The 23,982-nt window shown below is 66.5% G+C and carries 18 protein-coding genes; 14 read left to right on the top strand and 4 right to left on the bottom strand.

Features of this window, described 5'->3' with window-relative positions; genetic code table 11:
- Position 1 precedes the first annotated feature (1 nt).
- Positions 2-1,201 carry an LLM class flavin-dependent oxidoreductase gene (locus tag ACFFJ7_RS01090; RefSeq protein ID WP_377590383.1) on the bottom strand — a complete coding sequence of 400 codons (1,200 nt, stop codon included), beginning with the start codon at positions 1,199-1,201 and terminating at the stop codon, positions 2-4.
- 80 nt (positions 1,202-1,281) lie between these two features.
- Positions 1,282-2,967, bottom strand: a complete 1,686-nt coding sequence (locus tag ACFFJ7_RS01085) for an ABC transporter ATP-binding protein (RefSeq protein WP_377590381.1) — start codon at positions 2,965-2,967, stop codon at positions 1,282-1,284.
- 226 nt (positions 2,968-3,193) lie between these two features.
- Here ACFFJ7_RS01085 and ACFFJ7_RS01080 point away from each other — a divergent pair, with 226 nt between their 5' ends.
- The 8 genes from ACFFJ7_RS01080 to ACFFJ7_RS01045 all read left to right on the top strand — a co-directional run bounded on the left by ACFFJ7_RS01080 (position 3,194) and on the right by ACFFJ7_RS01045 (position 13,417).
- A complete protein-coding gene (locus ACFFJ7_RS01080; RefSeq protein ID WP_166953821.1) occupies positions 3,194-4,816 on the top strand; it encodes an ABC transporter substrate-binding protein in 1,623 nt (540 codons plus the stop codon).
- A 70-nt stretch (positions 4,817-4,886) separates the two neighbouring features.
- On the top strand, positions 4,887-5,840 hold the full coding sequence (locus ACFFJ7_RS01075; RefSeq protein ID WP_166953819.1) for an amidohydrolase family protein: 954 nt from the start codon (positions 4,887-4,889) through the stop codon (positions 5,838-5,840).
- A 2-nt stretch (positions 5,841-5,842) separates the two neighbouring features.
- On the top strand, positions 5,843-7,021 hold the full coding sequence (locus tag ACFFJ7_RS01070) for an acyl-CoA dehydrogenase family protein (RefSeq protein WP_377590378.1): 1,179 nt from the start codon (positions 5,843-5,845) through the stop codon (positions 7,019-7,021).
- A gap of 173 nt (positions 7,022-7,194) precedes the next feature.
- The gene (locus ACFFJ7_RS01065; RefSeq protein ID WP_377590376.1) at positions 7,195-9,411 is read left to right on the top strand and encodes an esterase-like activity of phytase family protein; all 2,217 of its coding nucleotides are present in this window, start codon (positions 7,195-7,197) and stop codon (positions 9,409-9,411) included.
- A 148-nt stretch (positions 9,412-9,559) separates the two neighbouring features.
- Positions 9,560-10,609: an ABC transporter substrate-binding protein gene (locus ACFFJ7_RS01060; protein ID WP_166953813.1), complete on the top strand. Its 1,050-nt coding sequence runs from the start codon at positions 9,560-9,562 to the stop codon at positions 10,607-10,609.
- A gap of 152 nt (positions 10,610-10,761) precedes the next feature.
- Complete coding sequence (locus tag ACFFJ7_RS01055) at positions 10,762-11,589, top strand: ABC transporter permease (RefSeq protein WP_377590374.1); 828 nt, start codon at positions 10,762-10,764, stop codon at positions 11,587-11,589.
- Entirely contained in the window at positions 11,586-12,383 is a 798-nt protein-coding gene (locus tag ACFFJ7_RS01050; protein WP_208394244.1) for an ABC transporter permease, read from the top strand. The genes ACFFJ7_RS01055 and ACFFJ7_RS01050 overlap by 4 nt, the downstream gene beginning before the upstream one ends.
- Positions 12,380-13,417 (top strand): ABC transporter ATP-binding protein, encoded by a 1,038-nt coding sequence (locus ACFFJ7_RS01045; RefSeq protein ID WP_377590371.1) that lies wholly within the window; start codon positions 12,380-12,382, stop codon positions 13,415-13,417. The genes ACFFJ7_RS01050 and ACFFJ7_RS01045 overlap by 4 nt, the downstream gene beginning before the upstream one ends.
- 146 nt (positions 13,418-13,563) lie before the next feature.
- Here ACFFJ7_RS01045 and ACFFJ7_RS01040 read toward each other — a convergent pair whose 3' ends face one another.
- Positions 13,564-16,323 (bottom strand): glycerophosphodiester phosphodiesterase family protein, encoded by a 2,760-nt coding sequence (locus tag ACFFJ7_RS01040; protein WP_377590369.1) that lies wholly within the window; start codon positions 16,321-16,323, stop codon positions 13,564-13,566.
- 160 nt (positions 16,324-16,483) lie between these two features.
- On the opposite strand from ACFFJ7_RS01040, the gene ACFFJ7_RS01035 reads away from it, so the two are divergent.
- Positions 16,484-17,605, top strand: a complete 1,122-nt coding sequence (locus ACFFJ7_RS01035; RefSeq protein WP_166953808.1) for an ROK family transcriptional regulator — start codon at positions 16,484-16,486, stop codon at positions 17,603-17,605.
- A gap of 23 nt (positions 17,606-17,628) precedes the next feature.
- Positions 17,629-18,453: an inositol monophosphatase family protein gene (locus ACFFJ7_RS01030; protein WP_166953807.1), complete on the top strand. Its 825-nt coding sequence runs from the start codon at positions 17,629-17,631 to the stop codon at positions 18,451-18,453.
- A gap of 42 nt (positions 18,454-18,495) precedes the next feature.
- On the opposite strand, the gene phnF is transcribed toward ACFFJ7_RS01030, so the two are convergent.
- Positions 18,496-19,254, bottom strand: a complete 759-nt coding sequence (gene phnF / locus ACFFJ7_RS01025; protein ID WP_377590366.1) for a phosphonate metabolism transcriptional regulator PhnF — start codon at positions 19,252-19,254, stop codon at positions 18,496-18,498.
- Positions 19,255-19,424: 170 nt separating this feature from the next.
- Here phnF and ACFFJ7_RS01020 point away from each other — a divergent pair, with 170 nt between their 5' ends.
- The 4 genes from ACFFJ7_RS01020 to ACFFJ7_RS01005 all read left to right on the top strand — a co-directional run bounded on the left by ACFFJ7_RS01020 (position 19,425) and on the right by ACFFJ7_RS01005 (position 23,982).
- A complete protein-coding gene (locus ACFFJ7_RS01020; RefSeq protein WP_377590364.1) occupies positions 19,425-20,354 on the top strand; it encodes an ABC transporter permease in 930 nt (309 codons plus the stop codon).
- Positions 20,355-20,389: 35 nt separating this feature from the next.
- Entirely contained in the window at positions 20,390-21,340 is a 951-nt protein-coding gene (locus ACFFJ7_RS01015; protein ID WP_377590362.1) for an ABC transporter permease, read from the top strand.
- 143 nt (positions 21,341-21,483) lie between these two features.
- Positions 21,484-23,034, top strand: a complete 1,551-nt coding sequence (locus ACFFJ7_RS01010; RefSeq protein WP_377590360.1) for an ABC transporter substrate-binding protein — start codon at positions 21,484-21,486, stop codon at positions 23,032-23,034.
- A 66-nt stretch (positions 23,035-23,100) separates the two neighbouring features.
- On the top strand, positions 23,101-23,982 hold the full coding sequence (locus ACFFJ7_RS01005; protein ID WP_377590358.1) for a metallophosphoesterase family protein: 882 nt from the start codon (positions 23,101-23,103) through the stop codon (positions 23,980-23,982).

The raw sequence follows: 23,982 nt of genomic DNA, 5'->3' as shown, positions 1-23,982 counted from the left end.
TTCAGAACCGCAGCCCCGCGCTCTTCATCAGCGGCAGGATGTTCTCGCCGAAATGCTGGAGATCGGCGCGGAAGTCCGCGAAGCCGAGCTGCAGGCCGTCGATGCCCGCCCGCTTGAGCGCGATGAACTGCTCGACGACCTGCTCCGGCGTGCCGATAATCTCGATGTTGCCGCCGAGGCCGTAGCCCTGCTTGTGCGTCTTGTCCGAGCGGCCACGCCAGGCATGGGCGTCGCTGTCGTAGTGGCCATGCCCGAACGACGCCCCTTTGGGGCGCGGCGGATTGTCGAGCAGCGCGTCGAGATAGGCCTGCGTTTCCTTCTCGGTGTTGCGGCTGACGATGACCGGGTTGATCAGCGTCCGGACCTCGCGCTCCACCGAGGCCGCAGTGCGCCGTATCGCATCGATATGCGGCGGCAGCGTCGCCAGGGCACTGTCGATATGCGCGCCGCCAGGGGACGTGATGAACAGGATGTCGGAGTAGCGCGAGGCGAAGTCGATGCCCGCCTGCGAGCCCGTCGCCGTGACGAGAACCGGCCGGCCATAAAGCGGCTTGGGCGTGATCCAGCCGTTCGAGACCTTCCAGGCGGAATGGACGCTCTCGTGGGAATAGTTGTCGTCCGCCGTCCAGAGACGGTTCAGGACGTCGAACAGCTCGCCCGCCATGGTGTAGCGCTTGTCGTGCTCGATGCGCTGCCAGCCGAACATCTCGTGCTCGACGGCGCGATGGCCTGTGACGACGTTGATGCCCCAGCGTCCCTTGCTGATGTGGTCGAGCGTCGCGCCGAACTTGGCGAGGTGCAGCGGATGCCACGGGCCGTAGAGCACATGGATCGTGGAGATCAGCAGGATGCTCTTCGTGATCGCCGCCATGCCGCCGAGCGCGACGAAGGAATCGAGGGAAGCCTCGCCGTCATAGCCGCCCTTGGGCAGCCACTGGGTGCGGCTGAAAGCGAGATCGAAGCCGAGCGCTTCCCCCTGCCGGACGATGTCGGCGTTGTAGTCGAACGTCCAGGTGTTGCTGGTGGGATACGAGGAGATGCTGATGTCCTGCAGATTGAGGAACAGCCCCAGCATCAGCGGCTGCCGCGCGGCGCGCACCAGCGGGCTGTCCGCGCGCTCCAGCGGCCCGCGAACGCGGTAGAAGCTCTCCCCGGCGGACCACGCCGCCGGCGCGGCGGGCGTTGCTATAGCGGACGACATCATTGACTCCAGACAACGTTGACCAAAAACACGCCTGCGCCGCGAGGGCGCGGACGCCGCCGCATCCGTTCATTCGCCGTTCACGCTTCCCGCGCCGCCGCGCTGATGAGCGCGCGCGTATAGTCGTGCCGGGGATGGGTCCATATCCGCAGATGATCGTTCTCCTCGACCACCTTCGCGTCCTTCATCACGATCACGCGGTCGGAGATGTACTGGACCACGGCGAGATCGTGCGAGATGAACAGGTAGGAGAGGTTGAGCGATTCCTTCAGCTCCACCAGCAGGTTGAGGATCTGCGACTGCACCGACACGTCGAGCGCCGACACCGGCTCGTCGCACACCACGAGCGAGGGGTTCAGCATCAGCGCACGCGCGATGCCGATGCGCTGGCGCTGCCCGCCAGAGAACTCGTGCGGCAGGCGATTGGCGGAGCGCGCCGGCAACCCGACCTGATCGAGCATCCGCTGTACCCGCTTCTGCCGTTCCCGCGCGTCGTTGACCTCGTGCACGGCAAGCGGGCCTTCGAGAATCTCGCCCACTGTGTGGCGGGGATTGAGCGAGCCGTAAGGGTCCTGGAACACCATCTGCATGTTCCGGCGCACGCGCCGCAGATTCTTGCCCTCGATGCGCGTGATGTCCTCGCCCCTGAACACGATCCGGCCGGAATGGGCGGGCACGAGGCGCATGATGGCTTTCGACAGCGTGGACTTGCCGCTGCCCGACTCGCCGACGAGCCCGAGCGTCTCCCCCGGTGCGATGGCGAGCGAGACGTCGTCCACCGCCGTGAACGGCCCGCGCGGCGTATCGTAGCGGACGGCGAGGTTGTGCACCTCGACGACCGGCGCGCCGCCGCGGTCCGGCGGCGGCAGGCGGATCGGCTCCCGCTTCTCCAGCAGGAATTCGTAGGTGTCGTCGGCATTGTGCACGACACGGATTTCCGGCAGGCGTTGCGTGCGGTAGTGCTGCGAGCGGTCGAGCCGGATCGAGGCGCCGATCAGGCCGCGCGTGTAGGGATGATGCGCCCGGCCGAACAGGTCGGCGGCGGCGAGCTGCTCCATCTTCTCGCCGTGATGCATCACGACGACGTTCTCCGTCCAGCGCGACACCAGCGCCAGATCGTGGGTGATGAGCAGCAGGCCCATCTTGAGTTCGCGGCGCAGGTCGTCCAGCAGTTGCAGGATCTGCGCCTGGATGGTGGCGTCGAGTGCCGTTGTCGGCTCGTCCGCGATCAGCAGCCTTGGCTCGCAGGCGATCGCCATGGCGATCATCACGCGCTGGCGCTGACCGCCGGAAAGCTGATGCGGATAGGCGTCGAGCCGCTGCTGTGCATCGGGAATACGCACCTGCTCCAGCAGCGCCAGCGCGCGCTCGCGCGCGTCCTCCCGCGACAGCGGCTTGTGGGCGCGCAGCGCCTCCACGATCTGCTCGCCGACTCGGTGCACCGGGTTGAGCGAGGTCATCGGCTCCTGAAAGATCATCGCCACCTTGCTGCCGCGCAGCGCCCGCAATTCCTTGCGCGGCAGGCCGATGACGTCCCGGCCGTCGACCCTGATCTCGCCGCCCAGTTTCGCCGTGTCGGGCAGCAGCTGCATGATCGCCAGCGCCGTCGAGGACTTGCCGCAGCCGGATTCGCCGACAAGCGCCACGGCCTCGCCGGGGCGGACGGAAAAGCTCAGCCCTGAGACGGCGGTCGTTTCCCCGCCGGGACCGGGAAAACGCAGCCGCAGGTTACGAACGTCCAGAACGGGTTGTTCCGTTTGCGCCATCTAATTTCTCTATAAATTCTGTAAAGTTTATTGCATTTGCGCAAATGCCTTGTCAAGCGCTGCCGGCGGCATTTCTCGGGCCGGTCCGGATGGCCGCCTGCGGGAGCATACCGCACGATAAAATAACTTGTAATATGGAATTTATGGAATTATGGCGTTGGCAACATCGACCCGGATGAAGACGGCGCGCGGGCCAGCGCGCCACCCGTTTCAAAGGATGACCACGATGCGTCTCGCACTGCATTCCTCACGCCGCCGCTTTCTCGGCGTTTCCCTTGCTGCGCTCGGCTTTGCGGTGACGGGCGCGCCCTTCTCCACCGGCGCAGGCGCCGCCCTTGCCGGACCGGCGCATGGCGGCACGGCCACTCTGCTGTTGGCCGCGGAACCGCCAGTGCTCACCTCCATCGCCCACACGGCGTACAACACGGTTTTCGTATCGGGCAAGACAACCGAGGGGCTGCTCGCCTACGACTTCGACCTCAACCCCCGGCCGCAACTGGCGACGGAATGGTCCGTGAGCGAGGATGGCCTGCGCTACACGTTCAAGCTGCGCGAGGGCGTGAAATGGCATGACGGCAAGCCCTTCACCTCCGCCGACGTCGCCTATTCGATCAATACCTTGAAGGAGGTGCATCCGCGCGGCCGCAACACCTTCCTCAACCTCGTCGAGGTGCAGACGCCCGATCCGCTGACGGCGATCCTCGTGCTCTCGAAGCCGGCGCCCTACCTCATCTCGGCGCTCAACGCCACGGAATCGCCGATCGTGCCGAAACACCTCTACGAAGGCACGAAAGCGGCGGAGAACCCGGTCAACCTCGCCCCCGTCGGCACGGGACCCTACAAGTTCAAGGAATGGGTGCGCGCGAGCCACATCATCTACGAGCGCAACCCCGACTACTGGGACAAGCCCAAGCCGTACCTCGACAGGATCGTCGTGCGCTTCATCCCCGACGCGGCCGGGCGGGCGATCGCCATCGAGACCGGCGAGATCGACCTTGCGCCCAACACGCCCATCTCGCTGAGCGACCTGTCGCGGCTCGAAGGCCTGCCGCACATCGGCATCGAGAAAAACGGCAACCAGTACAACAACGGCATCAGCCGCATCGAGTTCAACCTCGAACGCCCGTTCTTCAAGGACGTGCGCGTGCGCCGGGCCATCGCCCACGCCCTCGACAGGGAAGTGTTCAAGAACACCGTCGCCTACGGCTACGGCAACGTCATCCCCGGCCCCATCAGCCCGAACCTGACCCGGTGGTTCGATCCGGATCTGAAGACCTACCCGCTCGATCCGGACACCGCCAACAAGCTCCTCGACGAAGCGGGCTTCGCGCGCGGCGGGGACGGCGTGCGCCAGCGCCTCACCATTGATTACGTGCCGAGCGGCGAAATCTACAAGCGCGGCGCGGACTACATCAAGCAGGCGCTGGCGCCGCTCGGCCTCGACGTGACCGTGCGCAGCCAGGACTTCGCCACCTATACCAAGCGTATCTATACCGACCGCGACTTCGATTTTGCCTTCGAGGGCATGAGCAACCTGTTCGACCCCACCGTCGGCGTGCAGCGCCTCTACTGGAGCAAGAACTTCAAGCCGGGCGTGCCGTTCTCCAACGGTGCCGCTTACAGCAACCCCGAGGTCGACAGGCTTCTGGAAGAGTCCGCCGTCGAGACGAATCCGGAAAAGCGCGTGGCCCAGTGGCGGCGCATCCAGGAAATTCTGGTCGAGGATCTGCCCGCCATCGACGTCATCAGCAGCCCTGAAGTCACGCTCTACAACAAGCGGATCGTCAATCACACGATCACCGCAGACGGCGTCGGCGGCTCGCTGGCAGATGCGTATATCGTGAAGTGACGCGGACGCGGCGGGCGCGGATGCCCGCTGCTTTCCTGAAAAACCTCTCCCCCAACGACGGGCGATCGCAATGACGGAACATCTCGATATCGTGGACATCCACACCCACCTGTGGCCGGCCGACCGGGGCGCTGGCGGCGCGCGGCGGGTGAATTTCGGCCTCGGCGACGACATCCTGCGCCAGATCGTCGATCCCGCCGCGCTGCTTGACGCCTTCGCGGCCGCGGGTGTGTCGCTTGCCGTCGTCAGCACGACCGTCGAAAGCCTGTTCGGGGTGGAGGGTCCCACCGACGAAAGCACGATCGCCGGGGTCAACGACTGGCTCGCCGGCCTCGTCGCCGCCCATCCCGGACGGCTTGCGGCCCTCGGCGTGGTCGACCCGTTCTCCGGCGAGGCGGCTGCGCGGGAAGCCGAGCGGGCGCTCGGCACGCTCGGCCTCGCGGGGCTGGTCATCGACTCCTCCCGGCACGGACGCTTCCTCGCCGATCCCGCCGTCCGTCCCACGCTTGAGGTGGCGAACCGCTACCGGGCGCCGGTTTTCGTCCATCCCATCAACGCGCCGCAGGCCGATCTCCTGATCGCCGGCGCGGGCAAGGCGGGCAATTCGCTCGGCCGCGGCCTCATGAACGGCGTTGCTTTCCTGTCCCTGCTGGAATCGGACATCCTCGACGCCTTCCCCGACATCAACTTCGTTTTCGCGACGCTGGGGCTCGGCGCCATCGTGCAGGCATCGCGCGGCGGTCGCTACGGACGGGAGGCACGCGACGCCGGCGAGCGCCCCAACATCTATTTCGACACCATGGGCGATGACCCGGCAATCGTGCGCATCCTCACCTCCTTCTTCGGCGTCGAGCGCGTCCTCGCCGGCACCGATTGGCCGATTCTGCCCGCACTCGCGCAGGCGAGCCTGCGGGACAACCTGATCCGCGCCGGGCTCGACGCGCATGAACGGCAGCTCGTCGCCGGTCTCAACGCGCGCCGCATTCTCGGAAGCCGCGTCCCGGGGCAGACGGGAGCAGCCTGACGATGACCGCTCTGCCCGATACGGATTTAGCCGCCACGCTGGCCCGCGCCCGCGACCTTGGCCGGGAGTTCGCGGCGCGGGCCGCCCGCTATGATGAAACGGGGGAGTTTCCCGTCGCCAATTTCGAGGCGCTGCATGAGGCAGGCCTTCTCGGCCTCACCACCGCACGCGAGCACGGCGGCCTCGGGGGCGGGCTGCGCGACGCGCTGGCCGCCGTTTCCGCCGTCGCCCACGGCGATCCGTCGACCGCCCTCGTCTACGCGATGCATCTGAACAACCAATACAGCGCCAGCCATTCCGGCAAATGGCCCGCGCATCTCGTGGAGCGCGTGACGCGGGCCAACCGCGAAGGCGTGGCACTGCTCAACGCGGCGCAGGTGGAGCCCGCCGTCGGCTCGCCCTCGCACGGGACGCTGCCCCAAACCGTTGCGCGGCGAGACGGCGGGACGTGGCTCATCAGCGGGCGCAAGATCTACACAACAGGCATTCCGCTGCTGAAATGGGCGCTCGTGCTCGCCGTCACGGACGAGACCGAGCCCCGGCTCGGCTCGTTTCTGGTGCCGACGGACGCACCCGGCCTGCGGGTCGAGCGCACGTGGAACGCCGTCGGCATGCGCGCCACCCGCAGCGACGACATCGTCCTGGAGAACGTCGCGATCCCTTACGAGGACACGATCGACCTCGCACCGGCCTCGGCGGGCATCCGGCGCGACGAACGCGAGAGCGCCTGGTATTTCGGCCTTGTGCCCGCCGTCTATGACGGCGCGGCGCACGCCGCCCGCGACTGGCTGGTGAACTTCGCGGCCAGCCGCACGCCCGGCAGCCTCGGCGCGCCGCTCTCCTCCCTGCCCCGCTTTCATGACGGCGTCGGCCAGATCGAGGTGCTGCTCGGCATCAACCGCCGCCTGCTGCGCGGCCTCGCCGAGGACTACGATCTCGGCCGGCCGTTCGGTGCCGACGCCGTCATCGTCAAGCACGCGGTGATCGAGAACGCGCAGGCCGCGACGCTGATCGCCCTCGATCTCGGCGGCAATCCCGGCATCAACCGGGACAACCCGCTGGAGCGCCACCACCGCGACGCGCTGGGCGGCAAGGCCCACGCACCGCAGAACAACCTCATCCGCACCAATCTCGGCCGCGCCGCCTTCGCGCGCCACGCCGCCGGCACTGCCGCGGAATAGGGGAAAACGGATCGCCCGGCCCGGCAGAGGGCGTGTCATACCCGGAGCGTCATACCCGGAACGACATGCCCCGAATGTCATGCCCCAAATGTCATGCCCATGTCATCGTCAACCCATGACATACGGCACTGCTATTGCTGTGCCCCGCGCGCGGGCTAGGGAGAAAAAACGAGATGAAGAGGTCGATCCTGCTGGCTATCGGCGCCAGCCTGCTGTCCGGCACCGCCCTGATGGCGGCCGAGCCCCTGAACTTTAACCGGATTTCGGTTTTCCCGGTCATTCGCAACCTGCCGGAAGGCGCCGATCCGGCCAAGCCGACGGTGTCCGAGATCATCGCGGCCAACGCTGACGGCACGCTGCTCGTCTACACCGATTCGCCCGGCAACCGCGTCGGCCTCGTCGACATCACCGATCCCGCCGCGCCCAAGGCCGGCGGCGCGGTCGCCGTCGAAGGCGAGCCCACCTCGGTCGTCGTCGTGGGCAACAAGGCGCTCGTCGGCGTCAACACCTCGAAGAGCTACACCGAGCCGTCGGGCTTCCTCGGCGTGGTCGATCTGACGAAGAAGACCCTCGAAAAGAAGTGCGAGCTGGGCGGTCAGCCGGACTCGGTCGCGCTGAGCCGCGACAAGAAGACCGTCGCCATCGCCATCGAGAATGAGCGCAACGAGGAACACAACGAGGGCGCGCTGCCGCAGCTTCCCGCCGGCTTCGTCTCGCTCGCCGCCGTGGGTGCCGATGGCGACGTGGACTGCGCCGCCGTTCGCCGCGTCGAAGTGACGGGCCTCGCCTCCTACGCTCCGGAAGATCCCGAGCCCGAGTTCGTCGACTTCAACGGCAAGGACGAGGTCGTCGTCACGCTGCAGGAGAACAACCACCTCGTCATCGTCGACGCGAAGGAAGGCAAGGTCGTCTCGCACTTCCCCGCCGGCGCCGTGACGCTTGAGAACGTCGACACGAAGAAGGACGGCGTCATCAGCCCCACCGACACGATCGAGAACGCCCTGCGCGAACCGGACGCCGTGCGCTGGCTGGACGACGACCGCTTCGTCATCGCCAACGAGGGCGACTACAAGGGCGGCGCGCGCGGCTTCACGATCTTCAACAAGAACGGCACCGTCGAGTTCGAGAGCAAGGCCTCGTTCGAGCATGAAGTGCTGCGCGCCGGCCACTATCCCGACAAGCGCAACAAGAAGGGCGTCGAGCCCGAAGGCATCGCGTTCGGCAAGTACGGCGACGACAACCTCTTCTTCGTCGGTTCCGAGCGCGGCTCCGTCGTCGGCGTCTACAAGGACGAGGGCGCGGGCAAGGAGCCCACGTTCCTGCAGCTCCTGCCGGCTGGCGGCATCGGACCCGAGGGCCTGCTGGTCATTCCGCAGCGCGATCTCTTCGTGACCGCCAACGAGACCGACCTGCGCAAGGACGGCGGACAGGGCACCACCGTCGCGATCTTCAAGCGCGCGCAGGCGCCGGCCGTTTATCCGACCATCGTTTCCGGCAATGACGGCAAGGGCCTGCCGATCGGCTGGGGCGCGCTCTCCGGCGCAGCCGCCGATCCGTCCGTCCCCGGCCGCCTCTATGTCGTCAGCGACAGCTTCTATTCGCAGGGCGCCATCTATGTCGTCGACGCGGCGCAGAAGCCTGCCCGCATCGTCGAGAAGCGCGTCGTGACGAAGGACGGCAAGCCCGTCGCCAATCTCGACCTGGAAGGCATCGCCGTCCGTCCCGCCGGCGGCTTCTGGCTGGCGTCGGAGGGCAATCCGGAGCGCGAGAAGAACCCGACCCAGTCGCAGATCGTCCGCGTCGACGACAAGGGCGAGGTGCAGGAAGTCGTCGAGCTGCCGGAAGAGCTGAAGAAGCAGGCCACGCGCTACGGCTTCGAGGGCATCGCGGTGGCCGGCGAGGGCGACAGCGAGACGTTGTGGATCGCCGTGCAGCGCGAGTGGAAGGACGACCCGAAGGGCCACGTCAAGATCCTCGCCTACAACCCGGCTGCGAAGACGTGGGGCGAACTCCACTATCCGCTGGACAAGTCCGAGAAGGGCTGGGTCGGCCTGTCGGAAATCACCTACGTCGGCAACGACAACTTCGTGGTCATCGAGCGCGACAACCAGGTGGGCGACGCCGCCGCTATCAAGAAGCTCTACCGCTTCTCGATCGCGGGCCTGAAGCCGGCGGCCATCGGCGCGAAGGAGATCGCCGTGGTGAAGAAGACGCTGGCGCGCGACGTGCTGCCCGACCTCAAGGCCGCGAACGGCACGGTGCTTGAGAAGGTCGAGAGCTTCGCCGTGGACAAGGACGGCGTGAGCTTCATCATCACCGACAACGACGGCGTGGACGGTTCCTCCGGCGAGACGCAGTTCATCAACCTCGGCAAGATCAAGCTCGACTGACGGCGACACGCCATCGAATCCGGTACGGCCGGCGGATCGCTCCGCCGGCCGTATCCATTGCGGCCTCTCCGGCGCCGCGCACCTGTCACACCGGCGTCATTGCGCGGTGGCAGACAAACGCGGACATTTTTCTCTCTGGAGAGGCGCCATGCGCAAATTCACTGCTTCACTGTTTGCCGTCGCCGCTCTTGCGGCGCTCGTTGCCGCGCCCGCCCGGGCCCAGGACCTCGCCACGCTTGAAGCCGGCGCCCGCAAGGAAGGCGCGGTCTACAGCGTCGGCATGCCGGACGGCTGGGCGAACTGGAAGGACACCTGGGCGCAGCTCACGGAGAAGTACGGCCTCAAGCACGCCGACACCGACATGAGCAGCGGCGAGGAAATCGCCAAGTTCGCCAACGAGGGCGCCAACGCCACGGCGGACATCGGCGACGTCGGCCTCGAATTCGGCCCCATCGCGGTGAAGCGCGGCGTGACGCAGCCCTACAAGCCCACGACGTGGGAGCAGATCCCCGGCTGGGCGAAGGATGCCGAAGGCAACTGGGTCATCGCCTACACCGGCACCATCGCGTTCATCGTCTCGAACGAGGTGAAGAACCCGCCGAAGTCGTGGGCCGATCTGCTTAAGGGCGACTACAAGTTCTCCATCGCGCAGGTGGGTTCCGCCGCGCAGGACAACGCCGCCGTGCTCGCCGCCGCCGTGGCGCAGGGCGGTGATGAGAACAACCTGCAGCCGGGCATCGACCTCTTCGCCAAGCTCGCCGAACAGAAGCGCCTCGTCGCCAACGCCGCCAACCCGGCGAGCCTGGAGAAGGGCGAGATTCAGGTCGCCGCCCTGTGGGACTTCAACGCGCTGAACTACCGCGACGTTGTCGGCCGCGACAAGTTCACGGTCCTGATCCCCTCCGACGGTTCGATCACCAGCGGCTACGCGACGATCATCAACAAGCACGCCAAGAACCCCAACGCCGCCAAGCTGACGCGCGAATACATCCTGAGCGACGCCGGCCAGGTCAACCTCGCCAACGGCTACGCCCGTCCCATCCGCGTCGATCACATCACGCTGCCGGAAGAGACGAAGGCGCGCCTGCTGCCGTCCGAGCAGTACGCGAAGGCCAAGCCCATCGACAGCGAGGCATGGACGAAGTCCGCGCCGACCATCGCCGCCAAGTGGCGCGATCAGGTCGCTCCCAAGCTCTGAGCGGACGGCCCTTCAGTCGCAAAGGCGCGGATGATGCATCCGGCTATCCCCGCCGTTCCCGGCGGTTCCTGTGAAGCCAACAGGTGCGAGCGTCCCGGCCATGCCGGGGCGCTCGTGCGCATCCGGCGCGGCAGCGGCGGGCCTTCAGCGCCATGACCGACGCCAATACGCTGCGCATGCGCCTCCTCGCGCTGCCCCTGCTGGTCGTGTTCGGGGTGCTCGTCGTCTGGCCGCTGACCAGCATCGTCATCGACAGCTTCGATGCGCAGGGGGAAATTTCCCTCGCCAACTACCGCACGGTGCTGGAAAGCACCTATTACCGGCAGTCCTTCGTCACGAGCCTCTGGATTTCCGTGCTGACGACGGGCATCGGCATCGCCCTCGGGATCCTGCTCGCCATCGCCCTGCGCGCGCGGGGCGGCGGCGTGCGGCGGTTCGCGCTCGCCTTCGGCAGCATGGGAGCCAACTTCGCCGGCGTGCCGCTTGCCATGGCGATCATCATCCTGTTCGGCATGAACGGGTTTTTCACCATCCTCGTCGGCAAGCTCGGCCTGCCGGGCGGCTTCAACGTCTATTCCCTCGCCGGGCTGGTGATCGCCTATTGCTACTTCCAGATCGCCCTCGCCACGCTGCTGCTCACGCCCGCGTTCGATGCCGTGCCGGCGGAGATCGAGGAAGCAGCAGCCCTGATGGGGGTATCGTCGGCCCGCTTCTGGCTGCGCGTCGGCCTGCCCATCGTCGCGCGCCAGATCGTCGCGATCGCCATCCTGCTGTTCGCCAACGCGATGGGCACGTTCGCCACGACCTACGCGCTGACGGGCACCAGCGTCAACGTGGTGACCATCGCCATCAGCGATCTCGTGTCGGGTGACATCTTCTCCGATCCCAATCTCGCCAACGCCATCGCGCTGGTGCTGCTCGTGGTGCTGCTCGTCCCCATCGTCGCCAGCCAGTTCCTCGTGCGGGAGAGGCGACCATGATCCCGTCGAACGGACTGCTGTCGCGGACGTTTCTGATCGCCATGGCGACGCTGATGGCGCTGCCCATCGCCGCCACCGCCATCAACGCCTTCGCCGCGGACTGGTCGGACACGCTGCTGCCGTCCGCGCTGACGGCCGACTATTTCCTCACCGTGATCGCCGACCCGCGCTTCACCGCCGCCATGGTCCGCTCGCTGGCGGTGGCGGCGGTGGCGCTGGCGCTGGCGACGGTGCTCATCGTGCCGGCGATCGTGTGCGCGCATATCTACTGGCCAGCGCTTGACCGCTGGCTGGCGCGGCTCGTGATCCTGCCCTATGCGGTGCCGGCGATCGTGCTGGTGGTGGGCTACCTGCGCGTCTTCTCCCACCCGCCGCTGCAGATCAACGGCTCGCCGCTGGTGCTTGTGCTCGTTTATGTGCCGGTCTGCTTCCCGATGTTCTACATCGCGATCAAGAACAGCCTGCGCGGCCTTGCGATCGTGGATCTGCTCGATGCCGGGCGGCTTGTGGGCGCGAGCGACGCGGTGCTGCTGCGCCGGGTGATCCTGCCGTCGATCGTGCCCGGCATCATGGTCGCCGCCGTGCTGAACTTCGCCATCCTGTTCAGCGAGTTCGTCTATGCGAAGATGCTGGTGGGCGGCAATTTCGAGACGCTGCAGATGTACATGTACGCCCAGCGCAACCTCAGCGGCCGCATCACCAGCGTGATCGTGCTGATCTATTTCGTCCTGCTGCTTGTCATGACCCTGGCCTCGCTGGGACTCGCCCGAACGGAGGAGCGCGCAAGCCGATGAGCTATCTGACCATCGCCAAGGTCAGCGCGACCTATGGCGCCGCGACCATCCTCGACGGGATCAACCTTGAGATCGGACAGGGCGAGATGCACGTGCTGCTCGGCCCTTCCGGCTGTGGCAAGACGACCCTGCTGCGTGCCATCGCTGGGCTGGCGGCGCCATCGGCGGGCGAAATTCGCCTCGCCGGGCGGCGCATCGATAACCTGCCGCCCAAGGACCGCGGCATCGCCATGGTGTTCCAGCACTATGCGCTGTTTCCCAACATGACCGTGCGCCAGAACCTCGCTTTCGGCCTTGAGCAGAAAAAGCTCTCGCGGGCCGAGATCGCGCGGAAGGTCGAGGCGACGCTGGACATGGTGGCGCTCGGGCCGCGTGCCGACGTGCGGCCGCACCAGCTGTCCGGCGGGCAGCGCCAGCGCGTGGCGCTCGCACGCGCGCTCGTTCTGGAGCCCTCCCTGCTGCTGCTCGACGAGCCGCTGTCGGCGCTGGATGCGCAGATCAGGAAGCGCCTGCGCGACGAGCTTAAGCGCATCCAGCGCGACACCGGCCTCACCAGCATTCTGGTCACGCACGACCAGGACGAGGCGCTGACGCTCGGCGACCGCATTTCCGTGATGAACGCCGGCGGCATCGCCCAGACCGGCAATCCGCGCGACATCTATCACCGCCCGCGCAGCCTGTTCGTGGCCGGCTTCATCGGCGACGGCAACTTGCTGGCGCCGGAGGAGCTGGAGCGGCTGACCGGCATCCGCTCCGCCGACACGGTCGTCATCCAGCCGCAGGACTGGCGGCTGGAAGGCGCGAACGGCACGGCCGTCGCGCCGGCTGGCGACGAAGCGGGCGAGGCCATCCGCCTGCCGGGCGTCGTGGCCGATGCCAGCCTGTCCGGCCCCTCCATCCGCTATACGGTGACGGCGGCGGGCCTGCGGTTGAAGGTGGAAACGCCCAACCACTACGATTCCACGCAGTTTTCGCCAGGCGCCGACGTGGTCCTCACGCTGCGTCGGCGGGACGTGCACGCCGTCACGGGCTGAAACGGCGGTACCTGACGTCGCAGACATGCGATCAAGCTGCCGAAATCCCCCACCGCGCCTGCCGGATGCGTCTCGACGCACGGAACAGAAAGGCGGGACACTTGCGTGCCCCGCCGATGTCTTGTCGCTGGATCAGGCGTCTGCCGTCAGCCCACGAGGTCGTAGCCGACGATCTGGCCGAGCTCGCGGATCGCGGTCGTGCCCACCAGGTCGAGTTCGACCACGTTCTCGATCGACAGGTTGCCTTCCGCCATGTTGCTCACCGTGCGCAGGCCCGTGGGGTTCAGCATCGTCAGCGCGTTGCTCAGCCCATTGATGTTGCCCGTGCGGTCGCCCGTCTGAACGACATACCAGTTGTCGTCGAAGCGGAACGCCGCCACGCTGTTCTGGCCCATCACGCTCGCCACGTAAGTCGTCGCCAGCGCCACGTCGTTGGTCAGCGAACTCAGCATGTTCGAGATCGTGTTGGTCAGCACGCCGTTGGTGAACGCCTGCGAGGTGCCGCGGCCGCTCGCCTGCTGGTGCACGCCAAGGCCGTCGAACGCCAGCTTGTCGCCTTCGCCGATGTTGAAGTCGGTGACGAGGTCGATCTGGCGCGCGCCGGACTGGTCGGCGGCATCGAACAGGAAGGTGTCGGCGCCCTTGCCGCCGGTCATGACGTCACGGCCGGCACCACCCCGGATGACGTTGTCGAAGGCATTGCCGGCGAGCGTGTTGTCGCCCGCGCCGCCGAAGAGGCTGCTGTCCTTCGCGGCGTCGAGGAGGGTGCCCTGCTCGATGTTGTCGGGCAGGACGACGGTGGCCTTCTCGCCGTCGTAGAACACGCGGTCGATGGCGTCCGTGCCGAGGTCGGACACCAGCGCATCAGCGTCGTGCAGGAAGATGTCCTGACCGCCGAATTCGTTGTCCGCGAGGTCATAGCCAAGCACCGCGAGAGGCAGGCGATAACCGTTCTCGTTCAGATAATTGATCGCGATCCGCGGCTCGTCGGTCTGGATGATCGACACGCCCTGATCCGCCCAGAAGCCATAGACGAGATCGGGACGCTCCAGGCCGAGGAAGTCCCCGCGGTTGCCGCTCATCGAGCCGCTCGAATTGCCGGAGCCCTGGAAAAGCGTATTCATGAAGTAGCGAACGTCATATTGCTCGAAAAGCGCCTTGATTTCGGGCATGAAGAAGTAGCCGGGGTCCTCGACCTGCCCGGGGCCCGATGCATAGACATTGATCTCGACCGCGTCGACGGGGATCGTCGAGAACACCTTTTCGACGAATGCCGCCGACACGCCCGGATACATGATCGGCATGAAGTGGATTCCGGCAGGCGACGCATCGAGCGCCGCTTTCACGGCGGCCAGGGACGCATCATTGGTGATCGCGGCCTTGAACAGAAGCTGGTCGGCGACACCGGCCGCCTCGCCGAGCCTCGCGATGGCGGGAATGTTCGCCACGGAGACCTTGTCGAGGTTGACCATCACCTTGTCATCGATCGCCGCGAACAGTTCCTCGATGGTCAGAACCTTCTGGTCCGTGACCTCGCGGGTGCCCTCGATGACGAGATTGAGCGACTTGATCTGTTCCAGCGTCAGGCTGCTGACATTGCCCGTTCCGGTCGTCGTGCGGTTGACGCTGCCGTCGTGCATCAGGACATAGTGCCCGTCGGCGGTCCGCTGGATGTCGGTCTCGATGATGTCGACACCGAGGCTGATCGCGTGCTCGATCGCCTTGAGGGAGTTCTCGGGCAGGATGCGCGCCCCGTCCTCGTAATAGCCCGCCCGGTGCGCCGCGATCAGCGTGTTGCCGTCCTTGGCGTCCTGATAGGAGTCGATGATCCGGTCGATGGGCGCGTTCACATAGTCCGGGTTCACGTCGCCGATCAGGTCCGCGAAGCGGTCCGGATGCACCGTCTCGCCCGCGTCCTCAAGCTGCATGGAGGGAATGTCGCGCGTCTGGATGATCCAGCCGTCCTCGACCTCCTGATACGACACGATATTGTCTATGTTGGCGCCGTCGAGGCCCTCGGGGCTCAGCACCAGAGCGCCGTCCTTCGGCGTCAGGCCGTTGATGGTGAGCTTGTACTCGCCGGTGCCGAGCTTGACGATGTTGTAATTGCCGTTGGAGACGGACGACGATCCGTCGCTCAGCACACGCCCGAAAGTGACGTCCTTGTGGCCCGTCGGAATGTAGGTGAAGCCGAAGTCCTCGTTGTCGTAGACATAGCCGTTGTGGGTGTTGTTGTGCGTGCCGATGACCCAGCCGCTGCCGTCTTCCTTCGGCCGCGCGGCCGTGTAGACGCCCTTGTTGGCGCCGCCGGTCACGAGCAGGATGCCGTCCGTCAGGCTGTTCACGCCGTCGAGCGTCACCGTGTAGGTGTAGTCGCTGTTGCGCGACACCTCGGCCTTGTCCGCGAAGCCGGCCGATGAAACGACGGTGTTGCCGCCGTTGCGGACCCACGCGCCCGTGAAGCGGGAGAAGTCGAAATAGGCGGCGGAGATGTCGCTGTTGAACTCGTTGCCCGTCGGCGCTTCATTCACCGACACGAACAGCGAGTTGTCGGAGCGGTAGCCGATGGACGCCGCGCCATACTGGACGCCGTCCCCGAAGCCCCAGTCGACACCGTTCGACGCGATCGAGGCGACGAAAATGCCGTTGATGGCGTCGTTCGTCGCCGATCCCGCGCGGATGTGGTAGTCGCCGCGGTTCGAATTATCGATCCGGCCATGATCCAGCGCGAACCAGTACGTATTCCGCTTGAGCGCAATGGTCACGTTGTTGCCGTCGCTGCCGTCGGCCGTCTGCTGCGCGGAGATATATCCGGCGTCGACCGTGTTCTGATCATAACGGACAAACGCAAAATTGAAGGCGCCACTATAGATGACGCCTTCTTCACGAACACCAGTATCAGTCATTGTGGCCTCCTCGTCATTCAGCCGCCAGGCGCCGCGACCGGACACCGGAAGCCGCACCAACCCCAAAGCGTACAGATGCCTAGCACCTGTCGATGACGATTAAATTACATCTTGCAATTTAATCTGGGTGTCGTAAATGGCTGGGCGAGGAGGAGAAGCCATGGCCGATGTCCAGACGCTGTTGTCCTACAGCGACCGCAGGTTCCTGCAGTTGCTGTTCATGGAAAAGGCGCTGTCGCGCAAGGATGTCGCCAGGAGGCTGGACATGACGGAGGCGAGCATTTCCCGCATCGCCTCACGCCTCGTCGCGATGGGGATCGTGAGCGAGAGCGCGGAGCGGGAGGGCAAGCTCGGGCAGCCTGTGCGCACGCTCACCATAGCGGCGGGGCAGATCTTTTCGGCGGGCATCAACTTCGCGCTGAACGTCGTCGACGTCGCCATCATCGATCTCGCGGGGACCGTCGTATCCATGACGCGCGAGCGGATCGAGCAATCGTCGCCCACGGTGGCCGCCGAAAAGGCGAACGGTATTCTCTCGCACATGATCTGGCAGCACGGGATCGACCTGGACGCCATCGTCGGTGTCGGCGTCTCGGTGCCGGGCAACTTCGCGCCGGACAAGGAGTCCGTGTTCGCGCACAGCCTGTTCCTCGAATACGGCGACATCAACATCGCCGACGTCTTCGGCAGCGTCTGCGGCATGCCGGCCGTCATCGAGAACGACGGCGCCTGTGCGGCGCTCGGCGAGTATTACTTCGCCAACGGCCACCGGCACCGCATGCTCTTCAAGTACCACCTCGGGCACGGCTTCAACGCCGGCATCGTGCTCGACGGGCGTCTCTACAGGGGTGCCTACGGCAATTCGGGTGTGACCGGCGTGCTGTTTCCCTATGGCAAGCCGCGTCCCACCGGCACCGATCTCATCGAGACCCTGGCGGCTGTCGACATCCATCTGACCGACGTCGCCGACCTCGAATCCGTGCCCGGGAACGGGCGCGATACCGTGGAGCGGTGGCTCGACCGCGCAGCGGGTCAGCTCGCGGAGGCCGTGCGCATCGCGACGGGCTTCTACGATCCGAGCATCATCGTCATCGGCGGGCGCCTGCCGCGCTGGCTGACTCAGGAGTTGACGGGGCGGATCGCGTGGGAGACCCTCGCCGGGCCGTCGCGCGGGCTCCGGGTCGCACCCGTCGTTCCCTCCACGCTCGGTCCGTCGAGCGGCGCGATCGGGGCGGCGTGCGTGCCCTTCTTCGACCGCTTCTTCCCGAACGCCATCATCTGAATCGCGCAATGCAAGGCCTACCGATGTCACACAACGATATCTGTCCGCAGGATCACCTTCAGCATCTTTTCACAGGCGCCTCCGGCATCGTCGACCGGGCGGCGCAGCTTCTCGTGGCCATGCAGGCGCGCTCGCGCAGCGTCTCGCACAAGGAACTGCGCGACATCGTGACGGACGCGGATATCGCCGCCGAGGAACTCCTGATCGACGGCTTGCGCAAGCTGACGCCGGAGGCGGACATCCTCGCCGAGGAAACCGGCGAAACGCCCGGCAACGGCCGTCCCGGCACGGCGCCACTCCGCTGGATCGTCGATCCGCTCGACGGAACCGTCAACTATGCCAACGGCCTGCCCCTGTATTCGGTGACGGTCGCCGCGCAGGAGGGGGGCGAAACCGTGCTCGGCATCGTGCAGTCGCCGGCGGTCCCGCTCGCGGCGGCGTTCCTGAAGGGGGGAATGGCGACGGTGAACGGACGCCCGGCGCGCGTGTCCGACGTCGGCACGCTCGCGGACGCCATCGTGTGCGTTTCCCTGACGTCGAGCTATGAAGCCGCAACCGTGGCACGGACGACGGAGATCATCCGGCGGCTCGCGAATCGTGTCCGCGGCATCCGCGTCATCGTCTCCGGCGCATTCGAGCTGTCGCTGGTCGCAGCCGGACAGGTGGATGCCTTCGTCGGCCTGCGGACGGACGTCGTCTCCCACGCCGCCGGCATGGCGCTGGTGCGGGCGGCGGGCGGCATGGTGACGACGCTGTCGGGCGCGCCGGCCACGGACAGCGACCGGGAGCGCGTATTCTCCAACGGCCGCCTGCACGACGCCATCCTGCGCGAGATCGGGGACGTGTAGCACAGCGAACCGGGAAACGGCCGCCGTTTCCCGGCCGCGCCGTCAGGTATCGATGCGAATGCGGATGAGGTGGCGCGGAAAGACGCCGTGGCCGTAAAGAATGGGCGCATCCTCGGCATCGGTGTCCACATAGGTCATCACGATCACCGGGATCGTGGCCGGGATCGCCAGCGCCTCCGCCTCACGCGGGCGCGGCATGCGGCAACTTATCCATGTCGAGCGGCGGAAGAACTCCGCCACGCCGCAGGCCGCGATCGCCTTCGTGAAGCTGGCGTGGCGCACGAATTCCCGATCGATGCCGTCGAAGCGCACTTTCGGAAACAGGTGATAGCCGTAGGTGCCGATGCCCGGCCCGGCCCGGCGCAGTGTCTCCGTGGCGATGAGCGGCGTGCCGGGGGCGATGCGCAGGGCGCGCGCCACCTGCCGCGTGGCGGGCAACTCGCGGCAGTCGTATAGCACCGCCTCCCCGCCGCCGCCGTCGAAACGCTTTTCCACCTCGCTCCATTTCGCGTTGCGGTCGAGCGTGTAGTCGACCGGCTCGTCGGCGACGAAGACGCCCCTGCCCCGCTGCGCATGCACGAGGCCCTTTTCCGCGAGCCCGGCAAGGGCCTGACGCACCGTATGCCGGTTCACGCCGAATTTCGCCGCGAGTTCATGCTCGCTCGGCAACCTGTCGCCGGGGCCGAAGACGCCCATCTGGATATCGACCTCGATATCGGTCTCGATCTGCCGCCAGACCGGTACGTCGCGCCCGTTCCGGACCAGCTTGTACGTCGCCTCCATGTGCCGCGTCGCCTCCATGCGCGTCTCCTCCGCAGTCATCTGTTATCAATGCAGCCGCCGATTCCGCAACCGTGGCGAGACCAGCCGCCGCGCCCGTTCCGTCATGGAATCATCATCGTTCAGCAACGTGTCTGTTACACAACATGTGTAGTTCATCTATACAACTTTGATAGCGAAGGAAACAGGCCGTGCTGGATTTCGCACTCAACCGCCTGCTGCGCACGGTGGTCACGCTGGGCGTGATTCTCGTCGCCGTCTTCGTCGCGACCCGCCTGTCCGGCAATCCGCTCGATTACACCGGCAACGAGGGGCTCAGCGCCGAGGACCGCAGCCGGCTGATGGATTTCTACGACATCACCGGCTCGATCACGCAGCAGTTCGTCCAGTATATCGGCGATTTGCTGCGAGGCGATTTCGGCCTGTCCATCGTGGAGCGCCGCCCGGTGACGGTGATCTTCGCCGACAGGCTGTGGCCGTCGCTGTCGCTCGCGGGCGCGGCCATCCTGCTCACGCTGGTCATCGCCATTCCGGGCGGCATTGCCGCCGCCATCTGGCGCGACGGCCCGCTGGGGCAGGCGGTGATGGCCTTCGCCTTCCTCGGCTATGCCATTCCCAATTTCGTGCTGGCGATCGGCCTGCTGCTGGTCTTCTCATTCTGGCTCGGCTGGCTGCCCAGCACCGGCAACGCCACGCCCTGGCACTACGTGATGCCGGTCGCCGCGCTGTCTGCCTTCTACATCGCGGGGCTGACGCGCTTCACGCGCAACGCCATGCTCGACGTGCTGGGGCAGGACTACCTGCGCACCGCGCGCGCCAAGGGCCTGCCGGAGCCGCGCGTCATCCTCAAGCACGCGCTGCGCAACGCCAACATCACCATTCTCTCCGTGCTGGGGCTGCAGATAGCCGGCCTGATGGCGGCGGGCAACGTGGTGATCGAGACGATCTTTTCATGGCGGGGCGTCGGCGACCTGCTGGTCACCGCGGCCCTGCGCCGGGACTACCCGGTGCTGCAATTCGGGGTGATGGCGGTCGCGCTTGCAGTCGTTCTGATCAACCTCGCTGTCGATCTCGCCTATGGCCTTGCCGACCCGCGCGTGCGGGTGGGCCGCAAGGCATGAGCCGACTGGACGAACCGGGACAAAGGAGGGCCACAATGACGGAAATTGCCCTGCCGCAGGCCGAACCGGCCCGCAACGCGACGGAACGGACGGCTACCCCCCGTGCGAGACCGCATCTTGCGGTGCGCCTCGGCCGCCAGGCTGCGGACCTCTGGCGCGAGGCCGGCTGGATGATGCGCGTCACGCTCGCACTGGGCATGCTGCTGGTGCTCGCGGCGCTGCTGGCGCCCGTCGTCGCGCCGTTCGACCCGAACGCGCAGAAACTGCTGATGCGGCTGCGCCCGCCGATCGGCTTCGAGGGCGCGCGGCCGGGCTATCTGCTGGGCACGGACGAACTCGGCCGCGATATCCTCTCGCGCAGCCTCTACGGCCTCAGGATGACGCTGGCGATCGCGCTCAGCGGCTCGATGATCGGCATGCTGATCGGCGGTACGCTCGGCCTGTTCGCCGGCATGCTGCGCGGGAGGGCGGACGGCCTGATCATGTCGCTCGTGGACATCCAGATCGCGGTGCCGTTCACGCTGGTGGCACTGCTGGCGGTCGCGGTATTCGGCAGCCACTGGCAGGTATTGATCGCGGTACTCGGCGTCGCCTACTGGGAGCAATACGCCCGCATCATCCGCGGGGAAGTGCTGAAGCTGCGCGAGATGCCCTTCATCGAGGCCGCGCGGGCGGCGGGCGCCTCCCCGGCGCGCATCGCCTTCCGCCACGTCCTGCCCAATGTCGTCTCGCCCATCGTGGTGATGTTCACGCTGAACTTCTCGAACATCGTGCTGCTGGAATCGAGCCTGTCGTTCCTCGGGCTCGGCCTGCGCCCGCCCACGGCGACGCTCGGCTCCATGGTCGGCATCGGGCGCGACTTCATGCCCTCCGCGCCGTGGATCGTGATCGCACCCGCCGTCTTCATGCTGCTCACCACCTTCGTCGTCCAGATGCTGGGGGACCGGCTGCGCGACCGGATGGACGTGCGCCTGCGCGGCCGGTGAAAGGGCGGCGCGAAACGACAACCGGCCGGGCGGCCGGCGCCCGCGGCTGCGTCCGCGACGCCGGTGCGCCCGCCGCGGCGGCGGCCCTGTCCGGGCCGTCGTCACCTCCTTGCCCACGCTAACCGTTTTTCGGGAGATTCGTCATGAAGTTCAAGGTCTTCGCCGCCACGGCGCTGATGGCCGCGCTCTCCGCCCCCGCGCTTGCGCAGGAGCTGAAGGTCGGCTCGCAGAACATGCCGCCCTTTCTCGATCCCGGCCGCGACCATTCCAACGTCGGCCAGCAGTTCTACGTCAACACCTTCGATGTGCTCATCGACCGCGACGCGGCAAAAGCGGACGCCGATTTCCGCCCCGGCCTCGCGACCGAATGGAAGCGCATCGACCCCACCACGATGGAGCTGAAGCTCCGGCAGGGCGTGACGTTCCATAACGGCGATCCGCTCACCGCGGACGACGTCGTGTTCTCGCTGAATCGCCTGTTCCAGCCGACCTTCGCGCCTTACGCCGTGCGCTCGCGTGACCGTTTCGGCAACTTCAAGGGCGCCGAGAAAGTCGACGACTTCACGGTGCGCATCCAGACGCATCGGCCGGAGCCGCTGTGGGAGACGCTGCTCAACACGCAGCAGCTCATGATCATTCCCGCCAAGTACACCAAGGCGCTGACCGGCGACCCGAACGTAGCCGAGGACAGCGATTTCGAGGCCTTCTCGCTCGCCCCCGTCGGCACCGGCCCCTACCGCATCAGCGAGTACGTACCCGGCGAAAAGCTGACGTGGGAGCGCTTCGACAGCTATTGGGACAAGAAGGCCCCGCTGGAAAAGGTCTCCATGACCCGCATCCCGGAGATGGCGAGCCGCATCACCGCCCTCAAGAGCGGCGCCGTGGACTTCATCACCAACATCCCGCCGGACCAGATCGCCACCATCGAGTCCGACCAGAACCTCAAGGTCGAAGGCGCGGTGACGCCGCTGTTCCACCTCATCATCTACAACACCCAGCATGAGCTGATGAAGAACCCGAAGTTCCGGCAGGCGCTCAACCTCGCCGTGGACCGCGAGACGCTCAACGAGGCGCTTTGGCTCGGCAAGGGCGTGGTGCCGACGAGCCACACCTTCCCGCAGTTCGGCGAACTCTACATGCCCGAACCCGTCATCTTCAAATACGACGTGGACGAAGCGAAGAAGCTGCTGGCGGAATCGGGCTACAACGGCGAGGAAATCCGTCTCGACACCTCGGCCACCTACTACACCAACGGCTTCCTCGCCATGCAGGCTGTCTCCGAAATGTGGAACGGCATCGGCGTGAAGACGCGCATCAACGTCGACGACAAGTGGACCGGCGGCGACCCCACGATGAACGTGCGCAACTGGTCGAATCCGATGTACTTCGCCGATCCCTTCGGCGGCTTCGGCGTGATGTGGGCGCCCGGCGGCCCGGCCGAGAGCGAGGGGCGCATCAAGACCGACGCCGCCTTCGCCGAGACCTTCGACAAGTTCCGTTTCTCGGAAAAGGTGGAGGACCGCAAGGCCGCCTACGCCGCGCTGATGGAGCGCACCCGCCAGGACCCGCCCTTCCTCGTTCTCTACCAGCCCTATGAATCGTGGGCGATGCGCAAGAACGTGAACTGGCGCCCGCTGCCGGGCCATATCGCCTACGTGCTCGACTTCCGCAACGGCGCGATCGGCATCGACTGACGGCCTGAAAACACGCCGGGGCCGCAGCGGCCCCGGCATCCCGCTGCCTCGAACCGGATTTGCACCATGAGCAGCAGCCTGCGCCTCGCCATCGTCACCGACATCCACCACGGCGACGACCATTTCACCAAGAAGGGTTCCAGCGCGCTGGGGCTGCTGACCGAATTCACCCGCTTCGTCGCCGATACGAAGCCGGATGCCGTCATCGACATGGGCGACCGCATTTCCGACCGCGACCGCGACACTGACCTGCGGCTCGAAACCGAGGTGGCGGAAATCTTCCGCGCCGTTGCGCCGCCGTGCTTCCACCTGTGCGGCAACCACGACCGCGACCATCTCACCGTCGCCGAAAACGCCGAGATTCTGGGACAGACGCTCGACAACACGGTCGTGGACATGGGCGCGTGGTCGCTCGTGCTCTGGCGCGCGGATTCGCGCATCCACCGCCCCGGCGGCTTCGTGCTGCCCGAAAGCGATCTGTTGTGGCTCGCCGGCGTCGTGGCACAGGCCGACAGGCCGCTCGCCGTCTTCTCCCACGTGCCCGTCTCCGGCCATGCGCAGGAGGGCAACTACTATTTCGAACGCAACCCGGACAGCGCCACCTATCCGGGCGGCGCGGAGCGGGCGCGGGCGGTGCTCGCGGGCGCGCGCGTGCCGGTCGCCTGCTTTGCCGGGCACGTCCACTGGAATACGCTCACCGTGGTGAACGGCCAGCCACATTTCACCCTGCAATCGCTGACGGAAACCTTCACCACCCATCCCGAGCCGGCGGCGAGCTGGGCGCTGCTCGAACTGTCCGACACCATCGACTGGCGCGTCTACGGCCGCGACGCCCTGTCCGCCTCGCTGCCCGCGGGACGCACGGCGCACCGCTGGATGACGCCGCTGCCGCTCTTCGAGGACCATCCCGAGGCGCGCCTGCGCCGCCTGCAGCGCACGGAAGGCTGA

The organism is Pseudochelatococcus lubricantis, from assembly GCF_042432495.1.
In the GTDB taxonomy this organism is placed as follows: domain Bacteria; phylum Pseudomonadota; class Alphaproteobacteria; order Rhizobiales; family Beijerinckiaceae; genus Pseudochelatococcus; species Pseudochelatococcus lubricantis.
The sequence above is the reverse complement of the archived record's forward strand: the minus strand, read 5'-3'. Positions and strand labels throughout refer to the sequence as shown.

Excerpts from the sequence above, each read along its gene's own strand:
- ACFFJ7_RS01090 (WP_377590383.1), bottom strand. The coding sequence starts at position 1,201 with ATGTCGTCCGCTATAGCAACGCCCGCCGCGCCGGCGGCGTGGTCCGCC.
- ACFFJ7_RS01085 (WP_377590381.1), bottom strand. The coding sequence starts at position 2,967 with ATGGCGCAAACGGAACAACCCGTTCTGGACGTTCGTAACCTGCGGCTG.
- ACFFJ7_RS01080 (WP_166953821.1), top strand. The coding sequence starts at position 3,194 with ATGCGTCTCGCACTGCATTCCTCACGCCGCCGCTTTCTCGGCGTTTCC.
- ACFFJ7_RS01075 (WP_166953819.1), top strand. The coding sequence starts at position 4,887 with ATGACGGAACATCTCGATATCGTGGACATCCACACCCACCTGTGGCCG.
- ACFFJ7_RS01070 (WP_377590378.1), top strand. The coding sequence starts at position 5,843 with ATGACCGCTCTGCCCGATACGGATTTAGCCGCCACGCTGGCCCGCGCC.
- ACFFJ7_RS01065 (WP_377590376.1), top strand. The coding sequence starts at position 7,195 with ATGAAGAGGTCGATCCTGCTGGCTATCGGCGCCAGCCTGCTGTCCGGC.
- ACFFJ7_RS01060 (WP_166953813.1), top strand. The coding sequence starts at position 9,560 with ATGCGCAAATTCACTGCTTCACTGTTTGCCGTCGCCGCTCTTGCGGCG.
- ACFFJ7_RS01055 (WP_377590374.1), top strand. The coding sequence starts at position 10,762 with ATGACCGACGCCAATACGCTGCGCATGCGCCTCCTCGCGCTGCCCCTG.
- ACFFJ7_RS01050 (WP_208394244.1), top strand. The coding sequence starts at position 11,586 with ATGATCCCGTCGAACGGACTGCTGTCGCGGACGTTTCTGATCGCCATG.
- ACFFJ7_RS01045 (WP_377590371.1), top strand. The coding sequence starts at position 12,380 with ATGAGCTATCTGACCATCGCCAAGGTCAGCGCGACCTATGGCGCCGCG.
- ACFFJ7_RS01040 (WP_377590369.1), bottom strand. The coding sequence starts at position 16,323 with ATGACTGATACTGGTGTTCGTGAAGAAGGCGTCATCTATAGTGGCGCC.
- ACFFJ7_RS01035 (WP_166953808.1), top strand. The coding sequence starts at position 16,484 with ATGGCCGATGTCCAGACGCTGTTGTCCTACAGCGACCGCAGGTTCCTG.
- ACFFJ7_RS01030 (WP_166953807.1), top strand. The coding sequence starts at position 17,629 with ATGTCACACAACGATATCTGTCCGCAGGATCACCTTCAGCATCTTTTC.
- phnF (WP_377590366.1), bottom strand. The coding sequence starts at position 19,254 with ATGGAGGCGACGCGGCACATGGAGGCGACGTACAAGCTGGTCCGGAAC.
- ACFFJ7_RS01015 (WP_377590362.1), top strand. The coding sequence starts at position 20,390 with ATGACGGAAATTGCCCTGCCGCAGGCCGAACCGGCCCGCAACGCGACG.
- ACFFJ7_RS01010 (WP_377590360.1), top strand. The coding sequence starts at position 21,484 with ATGAAGTTCAAGGTCTTCGCCGCCACGGCGCTGATGGCCGCGCTCTCC.
- ACFFJ7_RS01005 (WP_377590358.1), top strand. The coding sequence starts at position 23,101 with ATGAGCAGCAGCCTGCGCCTCGCCATCGTCACCGACATCCACCACGGC.